Consider the following 25200-nt stretch of genomic DNA (forward strand, 5'->3'; position numbering starts at 1 on the left):
GCCGGGATTTTGAGCTGTCTGGAATGGCTGCCATTGTCTAAGGTGCATGTATGGCAAGGGAGCGATGCTGCATGACTGCTGTGGATTTACCTGCTGTACCCCGTGTTCTGATCGCCGAGGCCGACCCGGCGTCCCGGGAGCTGCTGGAGGAGGTGCTCTCGCACGTGCGCTGCGATGCGCAGGTGGACACCTGTGACGAAGGGCGCAAGGCCCTTGAGCTGCTGGCGCACAGTCCCTACGACCTGGTGATCGCCGACTGGGAACTGCCGGGCGTGGATGGCCTGAGTATCCTGCGCGGGCTGCGCAACCAGCAACGCACGCCGGTATTGCCGTTCATCCTGGTGAGCCGGCGCAACGACACCGCCAGCGTGCGTGAGGTGTTGCCGCTGGCGCCGACGGCGTATCTGACCAAACCTCTGAACCGGGAAAACCTGACCCAGCGTCTGCAAGGCTTGTTGGTGAGCGGTGCGCAAGAAGCCCCTGGCGATGTGCCGGCTCCCGGCACGGCGCAGACCCTGGGTGCGTTTCTCGAACGTCGGCGCGATCTGTCCGAAGGCGCGCCGCTGCTGGCCGATGTGCAAGTGGCGATCAAGCGCAGCCTCAACCCCGGCGGACTGGACCTCAAGCTGCTGGAGGAGGAGCTGCGCACCGATCCGCAGATCACCGCCGTGCTGATCGCGGCGGCCAACAGCGCCGCCCAGCATCAGGGCGGCGGACCGGTGCAGACTGTCGCCCAGGCATTGCACCAGCTCGGCACCGGCCAGAGCATGAACCTGATCCTCGGCCTGACGCTCAAGCGCTGTGCCCGACTCAGCGTCCCATGCCTGGCAGAGTACGCCGAACGTTATTGGGCGTTGTCGCTGCACACCGCCGAGTATGCCCGGACAATCGCCCGGTTGCTGGACCTGGAGCCGGAGCGCTGTTATTGCGCCGGGCTGCTGCATCGCCTGGGCGAGCTGGCGGTGCTGCGTTGCCTGGAGGAGTGGAAGCAGGCCGGTGGCGAACTGGATGAGCCGGAAGAAGTGGGAAACGCGCTGGAACGGCATGGCGCCGGCTTCGGCTCGGCATTGCGTACCCGCTGGCGCCTGCCGTTGGAACTGCGGGAGCTGATCGCGGCGGTCTATGGTCTCGGGGGCGGGGTGTATTCGCGTGAAGCGCTGGTGATGAACATGGCGGCGCAGATGGCCCGCCTGACCGAGCACGAGGGGCTCGAAGAACTGGCTCGAGGCCGTACGGCGCGTTTGCTGAAGATCGGGTTGCCTGAGTTGATGCGCTTGCGCCGAAAATAGGCTGACCCGCCAACTCTCCAGGACGCAGGTTACTCAGGCGGCGATGATGCGATTCTTGCCTTGGCGCTTGGCCTCGTACATGGCGGCGTCGGCGCGGGAGAACAGGTTGTCGAGGGACTGGTCTTCGTCGGTGATGCCTGTCAGGCCCTGGCTGACAGTAATCCCGAAGCCCTGCTCCCCATTGCGGAAGGTCAGGCGCTGGATTTCCCTCTGCAGACGCTCGGCCACCTGCATCGCCATGTCTGGAGGGCAGCCGGGAAACACCGCCGCGAATTCTTCGCCGCCAATGCGCCCGAACAGGTCGCCACGTCGGAGCACGGTCCGCCCGCATTCGGCGATTTTCTGCAACACGATATCCCCTTCCTGATGGCCGTACGTGTCGTTGATCACCTTGAAATCATCGATATCCAGCAACAGGAAGGCCATGGGGGTTCCCTGCAGTCGTGCCTGCTCGAATTCGCGGTGGGCGCATTCGAAGAAGTGTCGACGGTTGCTGCTCTGGGTCAGCACATCGGTGGTGGCCAACCGTTGCAGCTCGCTTTCCAGCAGCTTCTTTTCGGTGATGTCTTCGGCGATGCCGACCACGATCACCGGTTGTCCCGAGTCGGCCTGGCGGTTGATGAAGCATTTGTCGCTCAGCCAGCGGATCTGGCCGTCGGCGGCGATGATGCGGTATTCGCGGTCTTCCACGGCCCCCTTCACCAGGACTTCGGCCAGGCTGCGTTCGGCGTAGTCCAGGTCGTCGGGATAGATTGCATCGCGCCACTCATTGAAATCAGCCAGTACCAGGCCGGCGGGGCGACCGAAGATCCGCTCGTAGGCGGGGCTGACGTACAGTAGCTGCCGGGTTTCCCAGTTGAACGCCCAAAGCACCGCATTGACGCTGACCAGCAACGAGCTGAACAGTTGTTCGCGTTCGCTCAGACGCGCCACCTCGCCCTTGGCATGCATGAGCGCCATGAGCATCTGGGCCGCTTCCGGCCAATGAGGTTGGGATGAATCCTGCAGGTTCTTGTCGACCATCGGCACAAATCTCAAAGAGCGTGCAGTGTTGTAGGTTCGCACGCGCTTGCTCCAAAGCCCGCCTGGATGGCGAAGTGCTCTTGAGATAGGGGATTGCGGGCGAAGTTCCTTTTCAGGCGACGAAGGGCAGGGGCAGTCAACCAAGTCATGACTGCTGAACCTGTGGCGAGGGGTTCATCCCCTCACCACAGATGAGTGTCAGGCCGTGGCGGGACGCAGCGAGTAGGTCTTGAGCTGGTCGGCAAAGTCCCGCAGGGACTGGATGCCGCTGGCTTCGGCTTCGTGGACCCACTCCTTGATGGCCGCGAGCATGTCGTGGCCATTGCTGCTTGTCTTGACCCAGATCTGCTGCAAGGCCAGTCGTTTCTCGTAGATTGTCTTCAGCGCCTGGCTGTGCTCCAGCATGTTCTGGATGCGCACATGGTGGCGGTCATCCAGCAGGCTGGTTTCCCGCGACAGCAGGCGTTTGGCCCGGTGGAACTGGTGGCGTACCGAGTGATCGACCTTTTCCAGCTCCTGCTTGACCAGCGGCGCGATGACCAGCCGGCGGTACTGGGCCATGATCTGGAAACGGTTGTTGAGGATCGCCATGGCGGTGTCCATGTCCAGGTGTCCCTTGCCCTTGATCCGGTGGGCGATGGGCGCGACCCGCTGGACCTTGGCCAGGCCCAGGAAGCTGAATACCCGAATCCAGGCCCAGCCCAGGTCGAATTCCCACTTGCGAACCGACAGCTTGGCGGAATTGGGGTAGGTGTGGTGGTTGTTGTGCAACTCTTCGCCGCCGATCAGGATGCCCCACGGTACCAGGTTGGTGGCCGCGTCGCGGCACTCGAAATTGCGGTAGCCCACGGCATGGCCCAGGCCATTGACCACGCCGGCGGCCCAGACCGGAATCCACATCATCTGGATGGCCCAGATGGTGATGCCGATGGTGCCGAACAGCAACAGGTCGATCAGGCCCATGAGTGCCACGCCCAGCAGCGGGAAGCGACTGTAGAGATTGCGCTCGATCCAGTCCTCGGGGCAGTTCTTGCCGTAGATGCGCAGGGTCTCCGGGTTTTCCGCCTCGGCGCGGTACAACTCGGCGCCTTTGCGCAGCACGGTGGAGAGCCCCTTGACGACCGGGCTGTGGGGATCGTCGACGGTTTCGCACTTGGCGTGGTGCTTGCGGTGGATGGCGGTCCACTCGCGGGTGTTCTGCCCTGTGGTCAGCCACAGCCAGAAACGGAAGAAATGTTTGAGACCGGCATTGAGCTCCAGGGAGCGATGAGCCGAATAACGGTGCAGGTAGACCGTGACGCTGATGATCGTGACATGGGTCATCAGCAGGGTGACCGCCACCAGTGACCAGGGCGACAAGCCAAGAAAACCTTCGTACCACATAGGCTATAGGGCCCTCGATAAAGATAGAAACAGCCGCTGCATTATCTCCAGCCCTGCAGATAAAACCAGTCGGCCTTTCAGATAAGAGTGGCAGAATGTTTCTTCCTCTATAATCCCGGCCTCTTGGTAGGGACATGGACGACCGATGACTGTTTATCACCGTATTGCCTTGCGGGGCACACTGCTCTATCTCGTGCTGTCAGTCGTCTGGCTGCAGTTGGTTGGTTATTTATTGAGCAGTTTCTTCGATCAATCCGCCGACAGGCTTCGCTGGCAACTGATCAACGGCTATACCTGGATCCTGATCAGTGCCGGGCTGATGTTCCTTGTATGGGTACGCAGATCCCGGGCGGTGGGGGAGGGTGTGCCGCGCGCCGATCGCGAGCGCCTGCGCCAGGCTGCCGCTGTCTTCGATTGCACCCGCGAAGGGGTGCTGGTGACAGACCGCGACGGCCTGATCGTGCACGTGAACCGAGCCTTCATGGCGATCACCGGTTATGACCGGGGCGAGGTGCTGGGCCAGCGTCCGAGCCTGTTCAAGTCAGGCCGTCACGGCCTGGACTTCTACCAGGACATGTTTGCGTCCCTGGCAAACAACGGTGAGTGGAGCGGCGAGATCTGGAACCGGCGCAAAAGCGGTGAGATCTACCCGCAATGGCAGACGATCCGCGCCATCACCGACGACAGCGGCCAAGTCAGCCAATACGTCGCGGTGTTTTCCGACATCAGTGCGATCAAGGATTCTCAACATGAGCTGGCCCACCTGGCCCATTACGACCCGCTGACCGGCCTGCCCAACCGCGTGCTGTTCACCGACCGTGCGGAACAGGCCCTGGCCTCGGCGCAACAGCACAAGCGTGGTTGTGCGCTGCTGCTGGTGGACCTGGATCATTTCAAGAACATCAACGACAGCCTGGGGCACACCATCGGCGATGAGTTGCTCAAAGGCGTGGCCGAGCGCTTCCGCGGGCTTTTCGCGCCGGGCGTCACCCTGGCGCGCCTGGGCGGCGACGAATTCGCCGTGCTGCTGGAAAACTGTTCCCAGCCCGGCCAGGCGGCAGTCCTTGCCCAGCGCATCCTCGATGGCTTGAGAGAGCCGTTGCGGCTCGACGGCCATGCCCTGTTCATCAATGCCAGCATTGGCATCAGCCTGTTTCCCGGCGATGCCCTGAACGCCGGGCAACTGCTGCGCAATGCCGACTCGGCGCTGTTCAAGGCCAAGAGTGCCGGACGCGACGGCTACGCCTTGTACACCGAAGAACTCACCGCCCATGCCCAGCAACGTGTGGAAATCGCTTCCGAACTGCGTCGCGCCCTCCAGCAGCAGGAATTGCGGGTGCATTACCAGCCAGTGCATGACCTGACCTCCGGTCGCCTGATCGGTGTCGAGGCGCTGGTGCGCTGGGAGCATCCTGTGCGTGGGCTGATATCGCCGGCGGGGTTCATTCCCATCGCCGAGCGCACCGGCCTGATCGCCCAGATCGATGCCTGGGTCATGGCCAAGGCCTGCCAGCAGATGTGCCAGTGGCAGCGGGAGGGCGTGGTGCTGTCGTTCGTCGCGGTAAACGTATCCAGTCGATTGTTTGCCCATCGCGAACTGTATGAACAGGTCGCCAGTGTGCTGCATGACACGGGTCTGGATCCGGCGTTTCTGGAGCTGGAAGTGACTGAAAGCGCGGTGATGGATGACCCTGAGGTGGCGCTGGAGCAGATGCATCGCTTGCGGGAGTTGGGCGTGCGGCTGGCGATCGACGATTTCGGCACCGGCTATTCGTCGTTGTTGCGGCTCAAGCGCTTGCCGGTGCAGAAACTCAAGATCGACCAGGGCTTCGTCGCCGGGTTGCCGTGGGATGAGGATGACGCGGCTATCGTCCGGGTGATCATCGCCCTGGCCCGCAGCATGGGCATGCAGGTGCATGCCGAAGGCATCGAGCAGCGCGAGCAGGCGGCTTTCCTGCTGGAGCAGGGCTGCGGATTGGGCCAGGGCTACTGGTTCGGCCGGCCCGTGCCCATGCAGCAACTGGATTGGGCGCACGCTCCAGCCATCGCCTGAGGCTACAGAAGGCTGCTCGCAATGGCGGATCGGCAGGGGAAAAGCGCCTGGCTCCTGATGAGCAGGCTCGCTTCTGACGCTACCTGAAAATTGGTTATATAAAAATTCTTAAATAGTATTTTTAAGAATATCCCGCCTTATCTAGTATGGCTCCCACGCCACGCGCAGTGCCGCCCACTGCCCGGCATTCATTCAAGGAGCAGCATGATGAGCGCATCCCTACGTAGCGTTGACGGCCAGGACGAAGCAACCATTTTGCGGGAGATCCAGAGCGCATTGCGCGATCTGCGTTTCGGCGCGGTGGAAATCACCGTGCATAACGCGCAGGTGGTCCAGATCGAGCGCAAGGAAAAATTCCGTCTGCAGCAGCCCAGTCATAAACCGAGCTGAAGGATCGCCGCCTGCGGCTGCCTCTACCGGGGGCTTGGCGTAGAGAGCTGCCGCAGGCAGCGGTCTTTTCTTCGGGCAAGTCGATTTCAAAAAGCCATAAAAACCAGAATCCCAGGAGCTTTCACCATGTCGTCGATTCGTCGTTATGCCTTGGCCGCACTGGCCAGCGCTGTTTTCGCGGGTTCCGCGGTTGCCAAGGATTACGAGCTGCTCAATGTGTCCTACGACCCGACTCGCGAGCTGTATCAGGATTACAACGCCGAATTCGCCAGTTTCTGGAAGAAAGCGCACCCGGACGACACCGTGAAGATCCAGCAATCCCATGGTGGTTCGGGCAAGCAGGGCCGGGCGGTGATCGATGGGCTGCGGGCCGACGTGGTGACCCTGGCCCTGGCCGGGGATATCGACGAAATCGCCAAGCTGGGCAAGTCCCTGCCGGCGGACTGGCAGACGCGCCTGCCTGAGGCCAGCACGCCCTACACCTCCACCATCGTATTCCTGGTGCGCAAGGGCAACCCCAAGGGCATCAAGGACTGGGGCGACCTGATCAAGAACGACGTGTCGGTCATTACCCCGAATCCCAAGACCTCCGGCGGCGCTCGCTGGAACTTCCTCGCAGCCTGGGCCTATGGCCTGAAGGCCAATGGCGGAGACGAAGCCAAGGCCAAGCAATACGTGCAGGCATTGTTCAAGCACGTACCTATCCTCGACACCGGTGCCCGCGGCTCGACCATTACGTTTGTGAACAACGGCCAGGGCGATGTGCTGCTGGCCTGGGAAAACGAAGCCTTCCTGGCATTGAAAGAGGACGGTGGCGCCGACAAGTTCGACATCGTCGTCCCATCGCTGTCGATCCTTGCCGAACCACCGGTGGCGGTGGTGGACAAGAACGCCGAGAAAAAGGGCAACCTGGAGATCGCCGAAGCGTACCTCAAGCACCTCTATAGCCCGGCCGGACAGGAAATTGCCGCGAAGAACTTCTATCGTCCCCGGGACAAGGAAGTGGCGGCCAAGTACGCCCGGCAGTTCCCGAAACTGGAGCTGGTGACCATCGACAAGGACTTCGGTGGCTGGAAAACCGCCCAGCCGAAGTTCTTCAACGATGGCGGCGTGTTCGACCAGATCTATCAGGCGCAGTAAGCTGCGGTCTGTCTTAGTGTCTGCCAGTTAAGCCACAAACTGTGGGGGCGAGCTAGCTCGCGATGGCGTCGGTTCACGCATCGATGTTGGCTGATGCACCGCTATCGCGAGCAAGCTCGCTCCCACAGTAAACCAAGGACCTCTATGTCGCGTCGCATATCCCCCGTCATACCCGGCTTCGGGCTGACGCTGGGCTACACCCTGGTGTACCTCAGTCTGATTGTGCTCATACCGCTGGCGGCCATGTTCGTGCATGCCGCCCAACTCACCTGGGATCAGTTCTGGACGATCATTTCGGCGCCACGAGTGCTGGCGGCGCTGAAACTCAGTTTCGGCACGGCACTGTGTGCCGCGATCATCAATGGCGTGATCGGCACGCTGCTGGCCTGGGTGTTGGTGCGCTACACCTTTGCAGGCCGCAAGGTCATCGACGCGATGATCGACCTGCCATTCGCCCTCCCCACCGCCGTGGCCGGTATCGCCCTGACCGCCTTGTATGCGCCGACCGGCCTGGTCGGCCAGTTCGCCACCGACCTGGGCTTCAAGATCGCCTACACCCCGCTGGGCATCACCCTGGCGCTGACCTTCGTGACGCTGCCGTTCGTGGTGCGTACGGTACAGCCGGTGCTGGCCGATATTCCCCGTGAGGTGGAAGAGGCGGCGGCCTGTCTCGGTGCCAAGCCCTGGCAGGTGTTCCGCCACATCCTGATGCCGGCGTTGCTGCCAGCCTGGCTGACCGGCTTCGCCCTGGCCTTTGCCCGTGGCGTGGGCGAATACGGCTCGGTGATTTTCATCGCCGGCAACATGCCGATGAAAACCGAGATCCTGCCGTTGCTGATCATGGTCAAGCTCGATCAATACGACTACACCGGCGCCACCTCCATCGGCGTGCTGATGCTGGTGGTTTCCTTCGTCCTGTTGCTGCTGATCAACTTGCTGCAGCGGCGCATCGAAACCCCTTGAGGAGGCGCGAAAAATGTCCCAATCGTCCATTGCCGCCGCTTCCACCAACGCAGCCCGTCGCGGCAGCGCGGTTTCGCGGCGCATCCTGATCGGCCTCGGCTGGCTGATCTTTGCACTGTTTTTGCTGTTGCCGTTGTTCATCGTGGTGTCCCAGGGCCTGAAGTCGGGCCTGGGGACGTTCTTCGCGGCGATCCTCGAACCCGACGCCCTGTCGGCGCTCAAGCTTACGGTGATCGCGGTGCTGATCTCGGTACCGTTGAACCTGGTATTCGGCGTCAGCGCCGCCTGGTGCGTGAGCAAATACTCGTTCCGCGGCAAGAGCATGCTGGTGACCCTGATCGACCTGCCATTCTCGGTATCGCCGGTGATCGCGGGCCTGGTCTACGTGCTGATGTTCGGCGCCCAGGGCCTGTTCGGGCCGTGGCTGTCGGACCATGACATCCAGATCGTGTTCGCCTTGCCGGGCATCGTGCTGGCGACAATTTTCGTCACCGTTCCGTTCGTGGCCCGGGAGCTGATCCCGCTGATGCAGGAACAAGGGACCCAGGAAGAAGAAGCCGCGCGCCTGCTGGGGGCCAATGGCTGGCAGATGTTCTGGCATGTCACCGTGCCGAACATCAAGTGGGGCCTGATCTACGGCGTGGTGCTGTGTACCGCCCGGGCCATGGGCGAGTTCGGCGCGGTGTCGGTGGTGTCCGGGCACATTCGCGGGGTGACCAACACCCTGCCGCTGCACGTCGAGATTCTCTACAACGAATACAACCATGTGGCCGCGTTCGCCGTGGCGAGCCTGTTGCTGATCCTGGCGCTCTTGATCCTGCTGCTCAAGCAGTGGAGCGAAAACCGAATCAACCGCCTGCGCGCCAGCGCCGCGGAGGAATAAGTCATGTCCATCGAAGTCCGTAACGTCAGCAAGAATTTCAATGCCTTCAAGGCCCTGGACAATATCAGCCTGGACATCCAGAGCGGCGAGCTGGTAGCGCTGCTGGGCCCGTCGGGTTGTGGCAAGACCACGCTGCTGCGGATCATCGCCGGCCTCGAAACCCCTGACCAGGGCAACATCGTGTTCCACGGCGAGGACGTGTCCGGCCATGACGTGCGTGATCGCAATGTCGGTTTCGTGTTCCAGCACTACGCTTTGTTCCGCCACATGACGGTATTCGACAACGTCGCCTTCGGCCTGCGGATGAAGCCCAAGAACCAGCGTCCGAACGAAAGCCAGATCGCGACCAAGGTTCACGAACTGTTGAACATGGTGCAACTGGACTGGCTCGCCGATCGCTACCCCGAGCAGCTGTCCGGCGGCCAGCGCCAGCGTATCGCCCTGGCCCGCGCCCTGGCAGTGGAACCGAAGGTGCTGTTGCTGGACGAACCATTCGGTGCCCTCGATGCCAAGGTCCGCAAGGAGCTGCGTCGCTGGCTGGCGCGGCTGCACGAGGATATCAACCTGACCTCGGTGTTCGTGACCCACGACCAGGAAGAAGCCATGGAAGTGGCTGACCGGATCGTGGTGATGAACAAGGGGGTGATCGAGCAGATCGGCTCGCCGGGGGACGTCTACGAGAACCCGGCCAGCGATTTCGTGTACCACTTCCTCGGCGACTCGAACCGCCTGCACCTGGGTGAGGATCGGCATGTGCTGTTCCGTCCCCATGAAGTCTCGCTGTCACGCTCGGAACTGGAAGACCACCATGCCGCCGAGGTGCGGGATATCCGTCCGCTGGGGGCGACCACCCGGGTGACTCTGAAAGTGGAAGGCCAGAGCGAGCTGATCGAAGCCGAAGTGGTGAAGGATCACGACAGCCTGGTGGGCCTGGCCAAGGGCGAGACGCTGTTCTTCAAGCCGAAGGTCTGGCAGAAAGTCGCCAACCTGTGAAGGCGGCGCTGATCCCAGGGGGAGCAAGCCCGCAATGGATCGGCCTCGTGGGCAGATTCCGGATTCACTTCAATCCTTGTGTGGGAGCGAGGCTCGCCTGCGATGGCGTCCTCGCTGTTCGCTCCGATCCGAATAATGCCGCCTGGCTTTGCTTCGATTGATTCTATTTCTGCCGCAATTCTCTCATCAAACCCTACCTAGACTCTGACCTGCCAGGAGGCAAGTAAGAGTCCACGACGGACCGGTGATTTCTCCTGGCGCCCTGATGCCAAGGAGAGAAAGCATGAGAATGGAAGTCAGTCGGCATGGCCCGCTGGGCTGTGCCTTGTTGAGTGTATTGCTGTGCCCGTCCGCCAGCGCCGCCCCCGCGCTATCACCGCAGATACCCTTCGATGTCACGGCCACCCAACCGATCTCGCTGGCCAGCCTGCAGGACAATTTCGACACGCTGTCGTGGCAGACCTTCATCGCCCTGAACTGGCCTGCGCTGGATAACGGCGCTCCCGACACCGGCACTTCCATCGGGAAACAGGATGGAGCCACGGTCTGGGAGAGCTGGAAGGAGAGCTACCAGATCTTTCGTGCCAAGGGGCAGGCGCCCTTGCCCTGGGACGCTCCGGCGACACTTCCTGAAGTCTGCAAGCAGCTCAAGCCGGGCCGCCTGTTGCAACAGATGGGCAAGGTCCCCGACGTGCTGGATGAGTTCATCCAGCCCTTCGAAAGCGGCCCGCTGGTGGATCAGAACGGTGTCTATACGCGCAACGAAATCGTGGTCAATCAATCGATGTTCAACGGTATCGTCGACAACGGTCTGTACAGCATCGAAGGCCAGCAGAAGTTCTTCGCCAGCAACCCGAAAAACGCGGTGGCGTTCAGTTGTGGCTCCAACGACACGAGCCAGGTCGGTTCCGTGATGGTGAAGGCCTCGTGGAAGGTGCTGGGTGCCAATGACCGCCCGCAGGATTTCCACACGGTCGATGCGTTGGTCTACACGCCGGGCAACAGCGATCCGAGCCACGGGCCGATTGTCGAAGAGTCGTGTGCCTCCCAGTCGGTCGGATTGGTGGGCCTGCACATCGTCCACAAGACCGCCAGCGCACCGCAGTGGGTCTGGTCGACATTCGAGCATGTGAACAACGTGCCGGAGCAATCCACCCCAGTGGCGCAGCGGACAGGGCCGTACCTGTTCTACAACGCCTCCAGCGACAGTACGATCAACCAGCCCCCGCCACGGCCCTGGAACCCGGCTGTCAAGGCGACACCTTCGCAGATCGTGCGCGAGGTGCCGTTGACCGACGCCACCAAGGCCTTGAACACCACCTACCAGGCGCTGCTGCGCACGGTCAATCCGCAGAGTGTGTGGGCCAATTATCAATTGATCAGCACCCAGTGGCCGACCGCTACACCACAGCCCGACTGCCAGATCTCGGCCGCCAACCCCCTGGGCAATCCTGCTCCGTCGTTCCTGGCCAATGCCACGTTGGAAACCTACATCCAGGGCACCACGCCCCAGGCTTCCTCCAGCTGCATGGCTTGCCATGGCAACGCCGCTACTCATGTCACCGAATCCCCGCGTACCAGCTTCGCGGACTTCACCTATTTGCTCGAACGCGCACAGTCCACCACCGGACAAGGAGCCAAGCAATGAGCGTTGACCTGGACAATTTCGTCGGCCTGTCGTCGGCCCTGACCGGTATTCCCGTCGAACGCCTGGCGCCACAGCTCGATCCGGTGGGTTTGCCGCCGCTTTTTCTCGATTACGTCACCCCACGGATCACCCACGCGGTACTCGACCCGCTGCTGGCGCAATACGCCACGCTGGCGGCCGACAAGGTGCCGCCGGACGAGATCGCCCGGCGCGTGCTGATGGCCGGGACTGCGCCGGCGGCGACCCAGGCCGCGCAAGCCGCGCGAGCCATCATGAAACTGTGGTTTCTGGGTGTGTGGTACCAACCCTATGACGCCGGTAACTACAAAAAGGGTGACTCGGCGGTGGTATCCGACCAGGCCTACATCTACAGCTGGGCGTGGAAAGTGGCCCAGGCCCACCCCATGGGTTACAGCGAATCGTTCTTCGGCTACTGGAATGAACAGCCGTCGAGCCTGGAGGACCTGACCGGCGTACCCGCCAGCACGTCTTCCAAAGCACAACAAGGAGACCGGTCATGACTATTGAACAAGCCGAAGTAGTGATCGTAGGCGCCGGGTTGGCGGGCAGTATCGTTGCCTATCAACTGGCCATGGCCGGCGTGGAAGTGCTGGTGCTCGAGTCGGGACCGGAGATTCCTGCCAATCGGACGCAATACCTGGAGCGGTTCTACACCACCACGCTGAAAACCCCGGAATCGCCCTATCCACCGGTCACCACCCTGGACCCGCCCCGCAACCCGGCCGGCCAGAACGCCCCGCGTGCGACCATCGCCGACCTGATCCTGGGATGGGACAAACCAGAGGTCAGTTACCTGGTGCAAAAGGGCCCGATGCCTTTCACCAGCACTTATGAGCGAGTCGGCGGCGGGACCACCTGGCACTGGGTCGGGACCTGCCTGCGCATGGTGCCGAACGATTTTCGCCTGCGGTCCCTATACAACGTCGGGGTGGACTGGCCTATCGGCTACGATGACCTGCAGAGCGCCTATTGCCGGGCCGAAGCGGAAATCGGCGTCTCGGCCAACGTCGCCGACCAGGCCTACCTGGGCATGACGTTTCCCGAGGGCTATGAATTTCCCATGCACAGCATTCCGTTGTCCTTGGTCGACGGCAGTTTTGTCGCGGCGGTGACGGGGCAGACCTTCGATGGCTTGCCGCTGGTGGTCAGCCCGACGCCGGCCGGACGCAACTCCCAACCCTACGCGGGGCGCCGGGTGTGTGCCGGCAATACCAACTGCACACCGATCTGCCCGATCCAGGCCAAGTACGACGCCACCGTGACGATGAACAAGGCCCTGGCCACCGGCAAGGTCAAGGTGCTGTACAGGACGGTTGCCAGCAAGTTGAACATAGGGTTGGACGGCACCATCTTCGGTGTGGAATTCAAGCAGTATCAATTGGGTGATGGACCGATGACCGGCTTTGGCGAGGCCATTGCTCAACGTTATGTCATCGCCGCCCATGCCATCGAAACCCCCAAGCTATTGCTCAACTCCGCCACGCCCGCCTGGCCCAAGGGCGTGGCCAACAGCAGCGGTCAGGTGGGGCGTAACCTGGCCGACCACCCGATCTACCTGGCTTGGGGGCTGATGCCTGAAGGCAAGGCGATTTTTCCCTACCGTGGTCCCCTGTCCACCGCGGGTATCGAGAGCTTGCGTGACGGTGCCTTTCGCAGCGAACGCGCGGCGTGGCGTATCGAGATCGGCAACGAGGGCTGGAACTGGCCGGCAAACGATCCCTACGACACGGTGGCCGATTTTATCGACGGTACGAACAACAACGGCGTCAACCCGGTGAAGTCGGACCAAGACTCCAAAGCCGCTACCGAGGCGCTTTATGGAACAGCGCTGGTGCAAAAACTCAACGACATCTTCGTCCGGCAGTTCCGCATCGCGTTCCTGGTGGAGCAGGTAGAAGACGATCCGGATAACGCCAAGTGCTACATCGTGCCGTCGGCCGACTACAAGGACCTGCTCGGTATCCCCCGGCCGGAAATCCACTATGAATTGTCCAAGTACACCCAGAAGGGGTTCCTGGAAGCAAAACGGCTGGCCACTCACATTATCAAAGACCTGCTCGGCGCCGTGGAGCTGACCAAACCGCTTACGCCAGGGACGTTCACTTACGGAAACGAACCTATGAGCTTCCAAGGTGCCGGGCACCTGATGGGTACCTATCGCATGGGCAGTGACCCGGCCACATCGGTGGTCGACAAGGACCAGCGCAGTTGGGATCACAAGAACCTGTTCCTGGTGGGCGATGGTGTTTTCCCCAGTAGCGGGACTTCGAATCCGAGCCTGACCATCGCAGCGTTGTCGTTCCTGGCCGCAGACACCGTGGCCAACGACCTGAAGGCGGTGACGATGCAGGTCCAATCCAACGTTGCCTGGCAGGGCACCGGTGTGCAGGTCAACGGGTTGGTGCCGCGCCTGGTTCGCTACGTCAGCGGTTTATGGTGTGCCAGCCCGCAAGGCGGCAATGTCGATGGGAAGGGTGGTTCGAGGCACATCGACTACAGCAGCTATGCCTTGCCCGGTGCTGCCGAAGGCGCCCTGATCGGTCGTGTGGGCAATGGCGGAGCGCCGTTCCTGGTAGGGGATCTGGCGCAGGTTCCAGGAAACCAGCAAGGGGAACTGCAACTGTGCATCAATGATGATTTGACCGGGCAGCACGGAGCTGGCTTGAGCGATAACACCGGCGCCCTGACCATCCGGGTCGAGTTCGGTGCGCTGTAACGCTTGAGTGGTAAGGCCTAACTCCTGTGGGAGCGAGCTTGCTCGCGATAGCGGTGGGTCAGTCGGCACGGATGTGCCTGGCCGAGCGCAACCGCGAGCAAGCGCGCTTCCACAGAGGGGCAGTTGGATATGGCGTGTTCTTTTCACGCCGCCGAGCGCTGGTTGCGCATCGCCACGGGCCCGGCGCGCTCTTCGATGGCCCGCTTCAGGTCACCGCGAAGCCCCAGCAGGAAACCTGCTTCCACCACCACGAACAACGGCCCCACGATCAGGCCGGAGAGATCATCGACGAATGCCGGCTTGCGGCCTTCGTAATAGTGGCCGACGAACTGGATCACCCAGCCCAGCACAAACATGCCCAGGCCGCTGACCAGCCACACAGGAGTGCTTTGCATGGCCAGGATCTGGCCCAGCCATACGGCCAGGCCCAGCAGTACGGTCATCAGCGCACCCAGGCGCAACTCCAGCCGCAGATAGAACCAGGCGCTGGCTGCCGCTACCAGGAGGGCCGGCGACAGCATGAGCGCACCCAACGACCAGCCCGGCCGCGACAGCAGCACGGCGACGGCGACGAAGATCAGCGGAATGCCAACGAAGTGAGTGGCGATATTGCGAGGATCGCGGTGATAGGTGGCGTATTGACTGAGATGATCGACGAGGCTTTTCATTGTTGTTCCTCCTGTGGTGATGCCCGCATGATGCATCAGGTCTTGCACGACGCTCTGTCAGTTAGCCGACACTTGTCCCGGAGTTTCCATGAATTCGCATCCCTGGCACTTACCGCTGATGGCCGGCCACTGGTACAGCCACTTGCCCGTTGAGTTACAGAGTAGCCTGCTGGACATGGCCCGCGAGCGCCGCCTGCTGCCAGGCCATCGGCTGTTCAAGCGCGGCGATCCGCCGTGCGGCCTGTATGCCGTGCTGGAAGGCGCGGTACGGGTAGGCGCGGTGAACGAGCAGGGCAAGGAGGCACTGTTGAGTGTGATCGAGGCGCCCCACTGGTTCGGGGAAATCTGCCTGTTCGACGGCCAGCCGCGGACCCATGACGCCGTGTGTGTCGGCCCGTGCACCCTGCTGCACCTGCCCCAGGCGGCACTGTTGGCGTTGCTGCAGGCGCAACCGGTCTACTGGCGGCATCTTGCGCTGTTGATGAGCCACAAGCTGCGCCTCACGTTCATCAACCTGGAGCACCTGAGCCTGATGCCCGCCCCGGCTCGCCTGGCTCATCGCCTGCTGCTGATCGCCGAAGGCTACGGCGAGACCGACGCGGTGCGCCAGGTCCTGCAACTGCCCCAGGAGCAGCTGGCACTGATGGTATCGCTGTCGCGCCAGACCACCAACCAGATCCTCAAGGACCTGCAGAGCCAGGGCATTCTTCACCTGGGCTATGGCGAGATCGAGATTCTCGACATCGAGGGTTTGCGGGCCCTGACCAGGACCTGAACGACGGCAGTTCGAGGCGCACGCATCCGGTTCAGCGCAGCCCATCGCGAAACTGCCCCGGGGTCATGCCGGTCCAGCGCTTGAAGGCGCGGCTGAAGCTGCTGGCATCGGCAAAGCCCAGCAGGTAGCCGACTTCGCTCAGCGAGCACTGGGGATCGCGCAAGTGCAGCAGCGCCAGGTTCTCCCGGCATTCGTTGAGCAAGGCATCGAAGCGACAGCCTTCGTCGGCCAGGTGTCGTTGCAGGCTGCGCAGGCTCAGGTGCATGGTCTGGGCGATGCGTTCGGCGCTGGGTTCGCCTTCGGGTAACTGGGCCTCGATAGCGGCCCGCACCTTGCGTTCCCAGGTCAGTGGCTGGAGCTGGGCGAGGGTGCGCTTGAGTACCGTTTCGTTGTGTTCGGCCAATTCCGGGTTGGCGTCGTCCAGGTGCCTGTCGAAGTCGACGAGGCTGAACTCCAGGCAATCCTGCGCGGCGGCGAAATGCACCGGCGAGCGGAACACCTTGTGCCAGGGCTCGGGGTCCGCCGGCTCCGGCCGCCGTAGGTAGACTGCCAACGGCGCATAGTCGCGGCCCAGCCGGTTGCGACAGGTGCGCACATAGATCGCGGCGAATGCATCGAGGGCTTCGAAGGCCGGGGCCGGATGGTCCTGGGGCGTGTCGAGGCTGAAGCGGTAGCGGTCTTCACAGCGACGCAATTGCAGCGTCAGCGCGTCGCTGACCACCGGGTGGTAGCGCACGATCCGCTCGAACACTTCCCGCAGGCTGCCGCTGGCCACCAGGGCGTAACCCAGTGCGTGGAACGTGGTGGGACTGACGAAGCGCGATACCCGCAGGCCGATGGCCGGATCGCCGCTGGCCTTTACGGCCAGGGTCCACAGGCGACTGGTGCCCGAGAGCGGGTAGCGGGCGTTCGGGTCGTCCATCAATTGTGGGTCGAGGCCGGCCTCCAGGCACAGGGCGTGGCTGTCCAGCCCCAGCGCATCGAGCTGTTTGCGCAGGGCCCGGGTCCAGCTGGCAAGGGTGGTCGGTTCAGTCATGACAATTGGCGCTTGCGGTCAACAGGTTGGCGTCTACGGCTACTACCCTGTGGAACAACGCCCGTCAGGATGAGCACATCGTTATCAGAGGATGTAAGCCATGCACGGCACTTGCGCAAGTCCCGACCGATTGAATGCACAACAACGCGCCGCCCATATCCGCCAGGTCGTGCTGGCCCGGGGCGATGAGTTACGCCAGCGTTATCCGATCCTGCGGCATCAGGATGCGCTGGGAGCTGGCATCCTGGCGTTCGCCCTGGCGGGGATGATCGGATCGGCGCTGCTCTATATCAACGGGCATCTGGCCGGCTGGGCGTGCTTGCTGCTCAACGCCTTTTTCGCCTCCCTGACCCATGAGCTGGAGCATGACCTGATCCACAGCATGTATTTTCGCAAGCAACGCCTGCCCCATAACCTGATGATGGGGCTGGTCTGGCTGGCGCGGCCGAGCACCATCAACCCGTGGATCCGCCGCCACCTGCACCTCAACCACCACAAGGTATCCGGCAGCGAAGCCGACCTGGAAGAGCGGGCCATCACCAACGGCGAGCCCTGGGGGCTGGCGAGGCTGCTGATGGTGGGGGACAACGTCATGTCGGCGTTCATCCGCCTGCTTCGGGCCAGGACCTGGGCCCACAGGCGCAGCATTCTCAAGCGCACGCTGAAGGTGTACTTCCCGCTGGCGTTGCTGCACTGGGGCGCCTGGTATGTGTTCCTCGGTTTTCATGGGGCCAACGGCGTCGCGAGCCTGATGGGTACGTCGATCGATTGGTCGGCGACCACGTTGTCGGTCATGCACGTGATCGACATCGCCGCGGTGGTGATCATCGGCCCGAATGTATTGCGTACCTTTTGCCTGCACTTCATCAGCTCGAACATGCACTACTATGGCGACATCGAGCCAGGCAATGTCATCCAGCAGACCCAGGTGCTCAACCCCTGGTGGTTGTGGCCGTTGCAAGCTTTCTGCTTCAACTTCGGCAGTAGTCACGGGATCCATCATTTCGTGGTGAAGGAGCCGTTCTACATTCGCCAACTGACGGTGCCGGTGGCTCACCAGGTGATGCGGGAGATGGGCGTGCGATTCAATGACGTTGGCACGTTCGGGCGGGCGAATCGCTTCGTGCGCCAGGAGGGTGTGGTGCGGGAGGAAGGCAAGGCCGTTCGGGTTTGAGGTGCACAATTTCAGGGATGGAAAACAACCCGTGGCGAGGGACTTTACCCCCGCTGGGCCGCGCAGCGGCCCCAAAAAGGTTGAGTGCAATCAGGCCTGACACCACGAGGCGGCAGTCAAAGGGCTGCTGCGCAGCCCAGCGGGGATAAATCCCCCCGCCACAGGGGGGCGTGGGTGACCTGAAGAATGAGTCAGAACTGGTAACTCACCGTAGCCGCCACGTTGCGTTCTTCGCCCATGTAGCAGTAACTCAAGCTGGCGCAGGAGGCCACGTAGGTTTCGTTGGTCAGGTTGTTGGCGTTCAGGCGAACGTCCATGCCCTTCAAGCCGACCTTGCCCAGGTCATACCCCACCGAAGCATCGAACAGCGTGTAGGAGGGCACTTTCATGGTGTTCTCCGCATCGGCCCAGCTGTAGCCGACATATCGCACGCCACCGCCCAGTCGCAGGCCATCGAGGGCGCCGCTGTCGAATCTGTAGTCGGCCCACACCGATGCCATGTGGCGCGGGGCCTGGGTCGGTGAGTTGCCTTTGTTTTCGATGATGTCGGTGGGGGTACTCAGGGTGCTGACCATTGATTTGGAGTATTCGATATCGGTGAAGGTGTAGCTGCCCAGCAGCTTGAGCTGCTCGGTCAACTGCAGGTGCGCTTCCAGTTCCAGGCCCTGGGAGCGCACGGCACCCACGGCGCGGTAGAAGTTCTCCTGGGGCAGCTTGGTCGCCAGGTTTTCCTGGTCGATGCGGAACAGCGACGCCGTGTACAAGTCATCCGTGCCCGGTGGCTGGTACTTCAAGCCCAGTTCCCATTGCTTGCCATCGGTGGGTGGCAGTGGATTGCCGGCGCTGTCGGCGTAGGAGTTGGGGTTGAACGACTCGGAATAGCTGATGTACGGCGCCAGGCCGTTGTCGAACAAGTACAAGGCGCCGGCGCGACCGGTGAGCTTGGTGCGCTTGTCGTTGATTTCGGTGCCTTGCGGGCGACCGGATTCGGCGATGCGGTTTTCATCCGAGGTCTCGACCCAGTCCTGGCGCAGGCCGAGAGAGAAGCGCCATTTGTCCATTTCCACCAGATCTTGCAGGTAGACGCCAGTCTGCTCCAGGCGCCGCAGATAGCTGGTGGGGCTGGAGTAGGTGATGGTCGAGTTGCCGTAGGCCGGATCGAAGGCGTTGATCGGCGCCAGGCTGCCGCTGGTCCAGTCCACCACAGTCTTGCGCCGCTGGTAGTCGGCGCCCATCAGCACGGTGTGTTTGGTCGCGCCGGTGAAGAATTCGGCTTGCAGCATGTTATCGACGATGAAGGCGTGGAGCTTTTCTTCGGCGCCGGTGTAATAGCGATTGAGCTCGTTGCTGGTGGGCGTCGTCCAGCCATAGGCATAGACCTGGTCGTTCTTGACCTCCGAATCCAGGTAGCGGAAGTTCTGCCGGGCGGTGAAGACATCATTGAAACGGTGCTCGAACTGGTAGCCGAACGATTGCTGGTCACGCTCATAGCGATCGACCCCCGGTTCGCCCTCGAAGAAATTCTCGGAAATCCGTCGGCCGTTGCGCTGGTGCAGGGTACCGTCGGCCGGCATGCCGCCATGGTAGCCGCCGTCGGGGTCATGTTGCAGGTAGGCCTGGAGGGTCAGCGAGGTGTCTTCGGTGAAGTCGATGCTCACGGTGGGCGCGAGGGCGAAGCGCTTTTCCTTGTTATGGTCGAACTGGGTGTCGGACGTGTCCGCCAGGCCGATCAGGCGATAGGCGATGCGCTTGTCGTCGTCCACCGGGCCGGTGAAGTCGAAGCCCATGCCGCGCTGGCCTTGGGTGCCGACCGACGCCTGGATCTGGTGATAGGCCTCGTACAAGGGCTTCTTGCTGGTGAGCGCCACCAGTCCGCCAGGAGAACTGCGACCGTAGAGCACCGAGGACGGTCCCTTGAGGATATCGACCCGCTCCAGGAAATACGGATCGATCTGGATCGAACTGTAGGTGCCGCTGTCGCCCATGGACTTGAGGCCGTCGAGGTAGATGTTGTCCACCGAGCCATCGTTGAAGCCGCGCATCGCCACGTAGTCGTAGCGGTGGGTGGCGCCGTAGGGGTTGGTCAATACGCCTGGGGTATAACGCATGGCCTGTGACACGGTCTGTGCACCCTGGTCGTCCATCTGCTCGCGGGTGACCACCGATACGCTTTGGGAGGTTTCCCGCAGGGCGGTACTGGTCTTGGTGGCGACCTGGCTGTGGGTGGCGTTGTAGCCCTCCATGCTGCCCAGGGCATTACCCAGGGCAAAGCCCTTGATATCGGTGGTGGGCAGCGCCAGGGTGCTGACCTCGGCCTCGGTCTGCAGGACATAACTGCTGCCGTCCTGGCTGACGGCAACCAGTCCTGAACCGCTGAGCAGGTGGCTCAGGGCCTGGTCTGCCGAATATTCGCCTTGCAGGCCAGGGGACTGCACGCCACGGGTCTGCTCCGGGGTACTGGCCAGGGTGATGCCCGCCTGGCGCGCGAACTGGTTCAACACATTGCTGAGGGGGCCGGCGGGAATGTTGTAGCTCTGGCGGCTGGTGCTGACGCTGTCGGCGGCGACCGCCAGCATCGGCGCGACGCCGGCACTCAGCGCCGTGGTCAGTAGCGCGGCGCGGATGGCCTGGCGCAGCAGGCCGGTGTCCGAGGAGCCGCCAAAGGGGGTCTTGAAGTGTACGCGCTCAGTCATTTACAGGTTTCCGTTGGAGTCGCTGAAGGCAGAAAAGCGTTGCTTACCTTCCTAGCCGGACAGCCGCCCAAAACCCGCCAAAAAATCAGGCAGGGCGTTCCACCGTGACCCACCAGCGGGTCCGATAACGTATCTGCACCCCGAGCGTGCGAGGCAGGACGGCCAGCAGCCTGTCGGTGTCCTCCAGGCGGAAGACGCCCGACAGCCGCAAGTCGGCGATCGATGCGGCGCATGTGAGGTAGCCCCGGCGGTAGCGTCCTACTTCGTTGAGAAAGTCCTCCAGGCGCATGTTGCGGGTGACGATCAATCCATCCGCCCATGCACCAGCGTCCATGTCCAGCGGCGGTGCCACGGTCGCCGTGGAGGCGGAAACGAGATAGTGCTGCCCGGCATTCACCTGGATCGGCGCGCCATCGCTGCCAGTGTGGGAACGGATCACCACCCGGCCACTGCTGACACTCAGGCGCGTGCAATCGCTGTCCTGGCGCACGATGAAGCGTCCCTCCTGGCCTTCGAACAATCCCTGTCGGCTTCGTACCAGCAACGGTCGCGCCGGATCGCGCCCGCAGGTGACCATGATTTCACCGCGGGCCAGGGTGATCAGGCGTTGCTGCGAGGTGTAATCCAGATCGGCGGCGCTGTGGGTGTTGAGTTCGAGCCGTGTTCCGTCCGGCAACTGGAAGCCTCGGCGTTCGCCGGTGGCGGTTGCGAAATCGGCGGTCCATGGCTGCCCGCCCAGGTCTTTGCCCAACCACGCGGCGCAGCCCACCAGTGCCACGCCAGAAAGCAGTTTCAAGGCCTGCCTGCGGTCGAGTCGCCGGGCGCTGTTCTCCAGGGTTTCGAGGGCGATGTGGGCGCCGGGCACGGCTCGCAGGTTCGAGGTCAGTTCGCTGTGCAGCGATTGCACCCGCTGCCAGGCCAGTTCGTGTTCGGGATGGACAGCGCGCCAGACCTCGCACTGTTGACGCAGGCTCGGATGAGCGGCGTGGTTGCGCAGGCGCAGCACCCAATTGATCGCTTGCCTGACCACTTGCTGCGAGGGTCCGTTGCGGCGGCCCATGGGGTCAGTGGTCATAGCGCAACACGTAGCAGTGATACAGCGCATCGGCGACATAACGTTCCACCGAGCGCAGGGAAATGCCCATGTGTTCGGCGATCTGCTTGTAGGTCAGGCCTTCGCATTGGGCCAGCAGGAAGGCCCGGCGCACCTTTGGCTTCAGGCCTTCGAGCATCCTGGCGATGGCCTCCAGCAGTTCCAGGATCAGGGCCTGGGCTTCGGCGCCAGGGACTTCGGCTTCCGGCAGATGGGCTATTGTTTCGAGGTATGCCCGCTCGATCTCTTCCCGCCGCCAGTGGTCGATGACCAGGCCTTGGGCAATGGTACGCAAAAAGGCACGCGGGGCCTTGAGTTCCAGGCGCTCGGTGCGCTGCAGCAGGCGCACGAACGTATCCTGGGCCAGGTCCGCCGCATCCGCGGCGTTGCCGAGCCGATTGCGCAACCAGGTATGAAGCCAGCCGTGATGGTTGATGTAGAGCGCCTGCACTGCAAACTCGGGAGATGACATGAACGCGACGCCCTGGGTGTCACAAATGATAATAGGTCGCATTGTCATCAGCGTCCGGAGAATTTGCAACCACCGTTCGACTGTCGCGGCCTTCCGTCGCCCAGTTTTTTAAAGTCCTAATTTTTTTCCCGAACTTGCCGACAGAGGAATATGCGTGCACCAAAATGGAGCGGGGTTCCCTCCCGCCCGCGCTGTCACATGGAATGTTGCAACCCGGAATGCACCCCCACTCTCTGCAGAAGAAGTCCTCATCGATGAATCTAAAGTTCAGCCATAAGATCCTGCTGGCCGCCTCTGGTGTAGTAGTGTTGGCTTTCGCCCTGTTCACCCTCTACAACGATTATCTGCAGCGCAACACCATCGGCCGCAGTCTCGAATCGTCCATCGAGCAATCCGGCGAGTTGACGGCCAGCAGCGTCCAGAACTGGATGAGCGGCCGGGTGCTGGTGCTGGAAAACCTGGCGCAGAACATCGCCCATCAAGGCGTCAGTGCCGACCTGCCGGGGCTTGTGGACCAGCCGGCGCTGACCTCCAATTTCCAGTTCACCTACGTGGGCCAGGCCAACGGTGTGTTCACCCAGCGCCCCGACGCGAAGATGCCCGACGGCTACGACCCGCGCCAGCGTCCCTGGTACAAACAGGCGGTCGCCGCCGACCGCACCATGCTGACCCCGCCCTATATGGCCGCGGTCGGCGGCCTGGTGGTCACCATTGCCCTGCCGGTGAAACGCAACGGCGAGCTGCTGGGCGTGGTGGGCGGTGACCTGAGCCTGGAAACCCTGGTGAGAATCATCAACTCGGTGGATTTCGGCGGCATCGGGCATGCCTTCCTGGTCAGCGGCGACGGTCAGGTCATCGTCAGTCCGGACAAGGACCAGGTGATGAAGAACCTCAAGGACATCTACCCCGGCACGCCGGTGCGCATCGAGAAAGGCATCCAGGAAGTGGAACTGAACGGACAGGACCGGATCCTCTCGTTCACACAGGTGGCGGGCCTGCCGAATGCGCAGTGGTACATCGGCCTGTCGATCGATGAGGACAAGGCCTATGCACCGCTGAGCCAGTTCCGTACCTCGGCGCTGATTGCGATGTTCGTCGCGGTGGCGGCCATTGCGCTGCTGCTGAGCCTGTTGATCCAGGTGCTGATGCGCCCGCTCACCACCATGGGACGCGCCATGCAGGACATCGCCCAGGGCGAAGGCGACCTGACCCGGCGCCTGGTGGTGCAGAGCAAGGACGAGTTCGGTGAGCTGGGCAGCTCGTTCAACCAGTTCGTGGAACGTATCCACGCCTCGATCGCTGAAGTCTCCTCCGCTACCCGGCAGGTGCACGACTTGTCGCAGCGGGTGATGACTTCGTCCAACGCGTCGATCATAGGTTCGGATGAGCAGAGTGCCCGCACCAACAGCGTGGCGGCGGCCATCAATCAGTTGGGGGCCGCGACCCAGGAAATCGCTCGCAACGCCGCCGATGCCTCGCAGCATGCCAGCGGTGCCAGCGAACAGGCTGAAGACGGCCGCCAGGTGGTGGAAAAAACCATCCAGGCGATGTCCGAACTGTCGGAGAAAATCAGCCTCTCCTGCACCCAGATCGAAACGCTGAACGCCAGCACCGACAACATCGGGCACATCCTGGATGTGATCAAGGGCATCTCCCAGCAGACCAACCTGCTGGCCCTGAACGCCGCCATCGAAGCAGCCCGTGCCGGCGAAGCCGGGCGCGGTTTCGCGGTGGTGGCCGATGAGGTGCGCAACCTGGCGCACCGCACCCAGGAGTCGGCGGAAGAGATCCACAAGATGATCACCTCCCTGCAGGTGGGTTCCCGTGAAGCGGTGACCACGATGAACGCCAGCCAGGCATCCAGCGCTGAAAGCGTGGAGGTCGCCAACCAGGCCGGCCTGCGGCTGGTCAGCGTGACGCAGCGCATCGGCGAAATCGACGGCATGAACCAGTCGGTCGCCGCCGCGACCGAAGAGCAGAGCGCCGTGGTGGAAACTCTCAACATGGACGTCAGCCAGATCAACCTGCTGAACCAGCAAAGCGTGGCCAATCTCAATGAGACCCTCAAGGATTGCGATGCCTTGTCCCAGCAGGCCAACCGCCTGAAGCAACTGGTGGACAGCTTCAAGATCTGACCCAGTCGCCGGGCCACCGCCATCGCGAGCAAGCTCGCACCCCAAGGGGATTGGCGGTGAGCCTGGATCTTGAGCTCGCTGCGACTCAATGCGAAAGCTTGCTCGCGATGACGTCGGTACAGCGGGCATCACCGCCGACTGCATCACCACCTTCGCGAGCAAGGGGCTGGTGCTTACGTGAACATTCCCTGCACATTGCCCATCGCCTCATCGGCGAAGCCCTGCAGGAAGTCCCTGAAGCCCGAGGGCGAATGGGCGTCGGTGTGGTCGGCGATGATGGTCCAGGTGGCGCGACAGCGCTTCGGCGCCAAGGGCTCGACCTGCATCGATGCCCACAGGTTATCGATGCCCAGGGTGTTGTAGACCAGTGTCCAGGTCATGTGCATGGCCTGATCGTCGCGGCTGTTGAGCTGCTCCACCACCAGGTTCTGCCCATCGGCGAAGAATTTCTTGCGCAGGGACCTCACGCCCTCGCCGGTCATTTCGATGCGCGCAAGCGCCGGGATGAATCGGTTGAAGCCACCGAAATCACCCACCAGTTCCCAGACGCGGGCCGCATCGTCGGCGACCTCCACCGAGGTTTCGACGTGGCAGGCCCGGGGGTTCCTGATCAGGGTGTCGGGTTGGAATGTCTTCATGGTCTTGCTCCTTT

21 protein-coding genes are annotated in these 25200 nt (G+C 62.5%); 13 read left to right on the plus strand and 8 right to left on the minus strand.

The annotated features are described in order from the left end of the window. Positions 1-71 precede the first annotated feature (71 nt). Complete coding sequence (locus tag BLP99_RS25130; RefSeq protein WP_072398967.1) at positions 72-1289, plus strand: HDOD domain-containing protein; 1218 nt, start codon at positions 72-74, stop codon at positions 1287-1289. 33 nt (positions 1290-1322) lie between these two features. On the opposite strand, the gene BLP99_RS25135 is transcribed toward BLP99_RS25130, so the two are convergent. Together BLP99_RS25135 and desA are read right to left on the minus strand one after the other, a co-directional pair. After that, on the minus strand, positions 1323-2312 hold the full coding sequence (locus tag BLP99_RS25135) for a GGDEF domain-containing protein (RefSeq protein WP_072398968.1): 990 nt from the start codon (positions 2310-2312) through the stop codon (positions 1323-1325). A 198-nt stretch (positions 2313-2510) separates the two neighbouring features. Continuing rightward, positions 2511-3695 (minus strand): delta-9 fatty acid desaturase DesA, encoded by a 1185-nt coding sequence (gene desA / locus BLP99_RS25140; protein WP_072432196.1) that lies wholly within the window; start codon positions 3693-3695, stop codon positions 2511-2513. Positions 3696-3840: 145 nt separating this feature from the next. Here desA and dibA point away from each other — a divergent pair, with 145 nt between their 5' ends. The 9 genes from dibA to BLP99_RS25185 all read left to right on the plus strand — a co-directional run bounded on the left by dibA (position 3841) and on the right by BLP99_RS25185 (position 14502). Continuing rightward, a complete protein-coding gene (gene dibA, locus BLP99_RS25145; protein ID WP_072398970.1) occupies positions 3841-5748 on the plus strand; it encodes a phosphodiesterase DibA in 1908 nt (635 codons plus the stop codon). Positions 5749-5955: 207 nt separating this feature from the next. Continuing rightward, positions 5956-6138 carry a sulfur starvation response protein OscA gene (gene oscA / locus BLP99_RS25150; protein ID WP_003186967.1) on the plus strand — a complete coding sequence of 61 codons (183 nt, stop codon included), beginning with the start codon at positions 5956-5958 and terminating at the stop codon, positions 6136-6138. 126 nt (positions 6139-6264) lie between these two features. Continuing rightward, positions 6265-7278: a sulfate ABC transporter substrate-binding protein gene (locus tag BLP99_RS25155; protein WP_072398971.1), complete on the plus strand. Its 1014-nt coding sequence runs from the start codon at positions 6265-6267 to the stop codon at positions 7276-7278. 144 nt (positions 7279-7422) lie between these two features. Beyond that, the gene (gene cysT, locus BLP99_RS25160; RefSeq protein ID WP_072398972.1) at positions 7423-8241 is read left to right on the plus strand and encodes a sulfate ABC transporter permease subunit CysT; all 819 of its coding nucleotides are present in this window, start codon (positions 7423-7425) and stop codon (positions 8239-8241) included. A 13-nt stretch (positions 8242-8254) separates the two neighbouring features. After that, the gene (cysW, locus tag BLP99_RS25165; protein WP_072432197.1) at positions 8255-9124 is read left to right on the plus strand and encodes a sulfate ABC transporter permease subunit CysW; all 870 of its coding nucleotides are present in this window, start codon (positions 8255-8257) and stop codon (positions 9122-9124) included. A 3-nt stretch (positions 9125-9127) separates the two neighbouring features. Next, positions 9128-10117, plus strand: coding sequence for a sulfate/molybdate ABC transporter ATP-binding protein (locus BLP99_RS25170; RefSeq protein WP_072398974.1), 990 nt, complete (start codon positions 9128-9130; stop codon positions 10115-10117). A gap of 283 nt (positions 10118-10400) precedes the next feature. Then, positions 10401-11765: a cytochrome C gene (locus tag BLP99_RS25175; RefSeq protein WP_092182083.1), complete on the plus strand. Its 1365-nt coding sequence runs from the start codon at positions 10401-10403 to the stop codon at positions 11763-11765. After that, positions 11762-12286: a sorbitol dehydrogenase gene (locus BLP99_RS25180; protein WP_076405783.1), complete on the plus strand. Its 525-nt coding sequence runs from the start codon at positions 11762-11764 to the stop codon at positions 12284-12286. Before BLP99_RS25175 ends, BLP99_RS25180 begins: the two co-directional genes overlap by 4 nt. Beyond that, the gene (locus BLP99_RS25185) at positions 12283-14502 is read left to right on the plus strand and encodes a GMC family oxidoreductase (protein ID WP_092182086.1); all 2220 of its coding nucleotides are present in this window, start codon (positions 12283-12285) and stop codon (positions 14500-14502) included. Before BLP99_RS25180 ends, BLP99_RS25185 begins: the two co-directional genes overlap by 4 nt. Before the next feature lie 143 nt (positions 14503-14645). Here the strand turns inward: BLP99_RS25185 and BLP99_RS25190 are convergent, their stop codons facing one another. Next, entirely contained in the window at positions 14646-15170 is a 525-nt protein-coding gene (locus BLP99_RS25190; RefSeq protein WP_072432201.1) for an Mpo1 family 2-hydroxy fatty acid dioxygenase, read from the minus strand. Between the two features lie 88 nt (positions 15171-15258). Between BLP99_RS25190 and BLP99_RS25195 the strand changes: the two genes are divergently transcribed. Continuing rightward, a complete protein-coding gene (locus BLP99_RS25195) occupies positions 15259-15945 on the plus strand; it encodes a Crp/Fnr family transcriptional regulator (RefSeq protein ID WP_072398979.1) in 687 nt (228 codons plus the stop codon). A gap of 31 nt (positions 15946-15976) precedes the next feature. Here BLP99_RS25195 and BLP99_RS25200 read toward each other — a convergent pair whose 3' ends face one another. After that, positions 15977-16981 carry an AraC family transcriptional regulator gene (locus tag BLP99_RS25200; protein ID WP_092182089.1) on the minus strand — a complete coding sequence of 335 codons (1005 nt, stop codon included), beginning with the start codon at positions 16979-16981 and terminating at the stop codon, positions 15977-15979. A 100-nt stretch (positions 16982-17081) separates the two neighbouring features. Here BLP99_RS25200 and BLP99_RS25205 point away from each other — a divergent pair, with 100 nt between their 5' ends. Further along, on the plus strand, positions 17082-18155 hold the full coding sequence (locus tag BLP99_RS25205) for a fatty acid desaturase (RefSeq protein ID WP_092182091.1): 1074 nt from the start codon (positions 17082-17084) through the stop codon (positions 18153-18155). A gap of 191 nt (positions 18156-18346) precedes the next feature. Here BLP99_RS25205 and BLP99_RS25210 read toward each other — a convergent pair whose 3' ends face one another. From BLP99_RS25210 to BLP99_RS25220, 3 genes are all read right to left on the minus strand, one after another. Continuing rightward, positions 18347-20848, minus strand: a complete 2502-nt coding sequence (locus BLP99_RS25210) for a TonB-dependent siderophore receptor (RefSeq protein ID WP_072459587.1) — start codon at positions 20846-20848, stop codon at positions 18347-18349. Positions 20849-20933: 85 nt separating this feature from the next. After that, on the minus strand, positions 20934-21923 hold the full coding sequence (locus BLP99_RS25215; RefSeq protein WP_072459586.1) for a FecR domain-containing protein: 990 nt from the start codon (positions 21921-21923) through the stop codon (positions 20934-20936). Next, on the minus strand, positions 21913-22413 hold the full coding sequence (locus BLP99_RS25220; RefSeq protein WP_072398984.1) for a sigma-70 family RNA polymerase sigma factor: 501 nt from the start codon (positions 22411-22413) through the stop codon (positions 21913-21915). The genes BLP99_RS25215 and BLP99_RS25220 overlap by 11 nt, the downstream gene beginning before the upstream one ends. Before the next feature lie 254 nt (positions 22414-22667). Between BLP99_RS25220 and BLP99_RS25225 the strand changes: the two genes are divergently transcribed. After that, positions 22668-24548, plus strand: a complete 1881-nt coding sequence (locus BLP99_RS25225) for a methyl-accepting chemotaxis protein (RefSeq protein ID WP_072398985.1) — start codon at positions 22668-22670, stop codon at positions 24546-24548. 173 nt (positions 24549-24721) lie between these two features. Here BLP99_RS25225 and BLP99_RS25230 read toward each other — a convergent pair whose 3' ends face one another. Further along, the gene (locus tag BLP99_RS25230; RefSeq protein WP_092182094.1) at positions 24722-25186 is read right to left on the minus strand and encodes an SRPBCC family protein; all 465 of its coding nucleotides are present in this window, start codon (positions 25184-25186) and stop codon (positions 24722-24724) included. Positions 25187-25200: the final 14 nt, after the last annotated feature.

Source organism: Pseudomonas sp. NFACC32-1 (assembly GCF_900101215.1).
GTDB lineage: Bacteria > Pseudomonadota > Gammaproteobacteria > Pseudomonadales > Pseudomonadaceae > Aquipseudomonas.

What these genes read in the sequence shown, in the direction of transcription:
- BLP99_RS25155 (WP_072398971.1), top strand. Translation starts at nt 6,265, where the DNA reads ATGTCGTCGATTCGTCGTTATGCCTTGGCCGCACTGGCCAGCGCTGTT.
- desA (WP_072432196.1), bottom strand. Translation starts at nt 3,695, where the DNA reads ATGTGGTACGAAGGTTTTCTTGGCTTGTCGCCCTGGTCACTGGTGGCG.
- BLP99_RS25210 (WP_072459587.1), bottom strand. Translation starts at nt 20,848, where the DNA reads ATGACTGAGCGCGTACACTTCAAGACCCCCTTTGGCGGCTCCTCGGAC.
- BLP99_RS25215 (WP_072459586.1), bottom strand. Translation starts at nt 21,923, where the DNA reads ATGACCACTGACCCCATGGGCCGCCGCAACGGACCCTCGCAGCAAGTG.
- BLP99_RS25220 (WP_072398984.1), bottom strand. Translation starts at nt 22,413, where the DNA reads ATGTCATCTCCCGAGTTTGCAGTGCAGGCGCTCTACATCAACCATCAC.
- oscA (WP_003186967.1), top strand. Translation starts at nt 5,956, where the DNA reads ATGAGCGCATCCCTACGTAGCGTTGACGGCCAGGACGAAGCAACCATT.
- BLP99_RS25200 (WP_092182089.1), bottom strand. Translation starts at nt 16,981, where the DNA reads ATGACTGAACCGACCACCCTTGCCAGCTGGACCCGGGCCCTGCGCAAA.
- cysT (WP_072398972.1), top strand. Translation starts at nt 7,423, where the DNA reads ATGTCGCGTCGCATATCCCCCGTCATACCCGGCTTCGGGCTGACGCTG.
- BLP99_RS25190 (WP_072432201.1), bottom strand. Translation starts at nt 15,170, where the DNA reads ATGAAAAGCCTCGTCGATCATCTCAGTCAATACGCCACCTATCACCGC.
- BLP99_RS25195 (WP_072398979.1), top strand. Translation starts at nt 15,259, where the DNA reads ATGAATTCGCATCCCTGGCACTTACCGCTGATGGCCGGCCACTGGTAC.
- BLP99_RS25185 (WP_092182086.1), top strand. Translation starts at nt 12,283, where the DNA reads ATGACTATTGAACAAGCCGAAGTAGTGATCGTAGGCGCCGGGTTGGCG.
- BLP99_RS25225 (WP_072398985.1), top strand. Translation starts at nt 22,668, where the DNA reads ATGAATCTAAAGTTCAGCCATAAGATCCTGCTGGCCGCCTCTGGTGTA.
- BLP99_RS25230 (WP_092182094.1), bottom strand. Translation starts at nt 25,186, where the DNA reads ATGAAGACATTCCAACCCGACACCCTGATCAGGAACCCCCGGGCCTGC.
- BLP99_RS25175 (WP_092182083.1), top strand. Translation starts at nt 10,401, where the DNA reads ATGAGAATGGAAGTCAGTCGGCATGGCCCGCTGGGCTGTGCCTTGTTG.
- BLP99_RS25180 (WP_076405783.1), top strand. Translation starts at nt 11,762, where the DNA reads ATGAGCGTTGACCTGGACAATTTCGTCGGCCTGTCGTCGGCCCTGACC.
- BLP99_RS25205 (WP_092182091.1), top strand. Translation starts at nt 17,082, where the DNA reads ATGCACGGCACTTGCGCAAGTCCCGACCGATTGAATGCACAACAACGC.
- BLP99_RS25135 (WP_072398968.1), bottom strand. Translation starts at nt 2,312, where the DNA reads ATGGTCGACAAGAACCTGCAGGATTCATCCCAACCTCATTGGCCGGAA.
- BLP99_RS25170 (WP_072398974.1), top strand. Translation starts at nt 9,128, where the DNA reads ATGTCCATCGAAGTCCGTAACGTCAGCAAGAATTTCAATGCCTTCAAG.
- cysW (WP_072432197.1), top strand. Translation starts at nt 8,255, where the DNA reads ATGTCCCAATCGTCCATTGCCGCCGCTTCCACCAACGCAGCCCGTCGC.
- dibA (WP_072398970.1), top strand. Translation starts at nt 3,841, where the DNA reads ATGACTGTTTATCACCGTATTGCCTTGCGGGGCACACTGCTCTATCTC.
- BLP99_RS25130 (WP_072398967.1), top strand. Translation starts at nt 72, where the DNA reads ATGACTGCTGTGGATTTACCTGCTGTACCCCGTGTTCTGATCGCCGAG.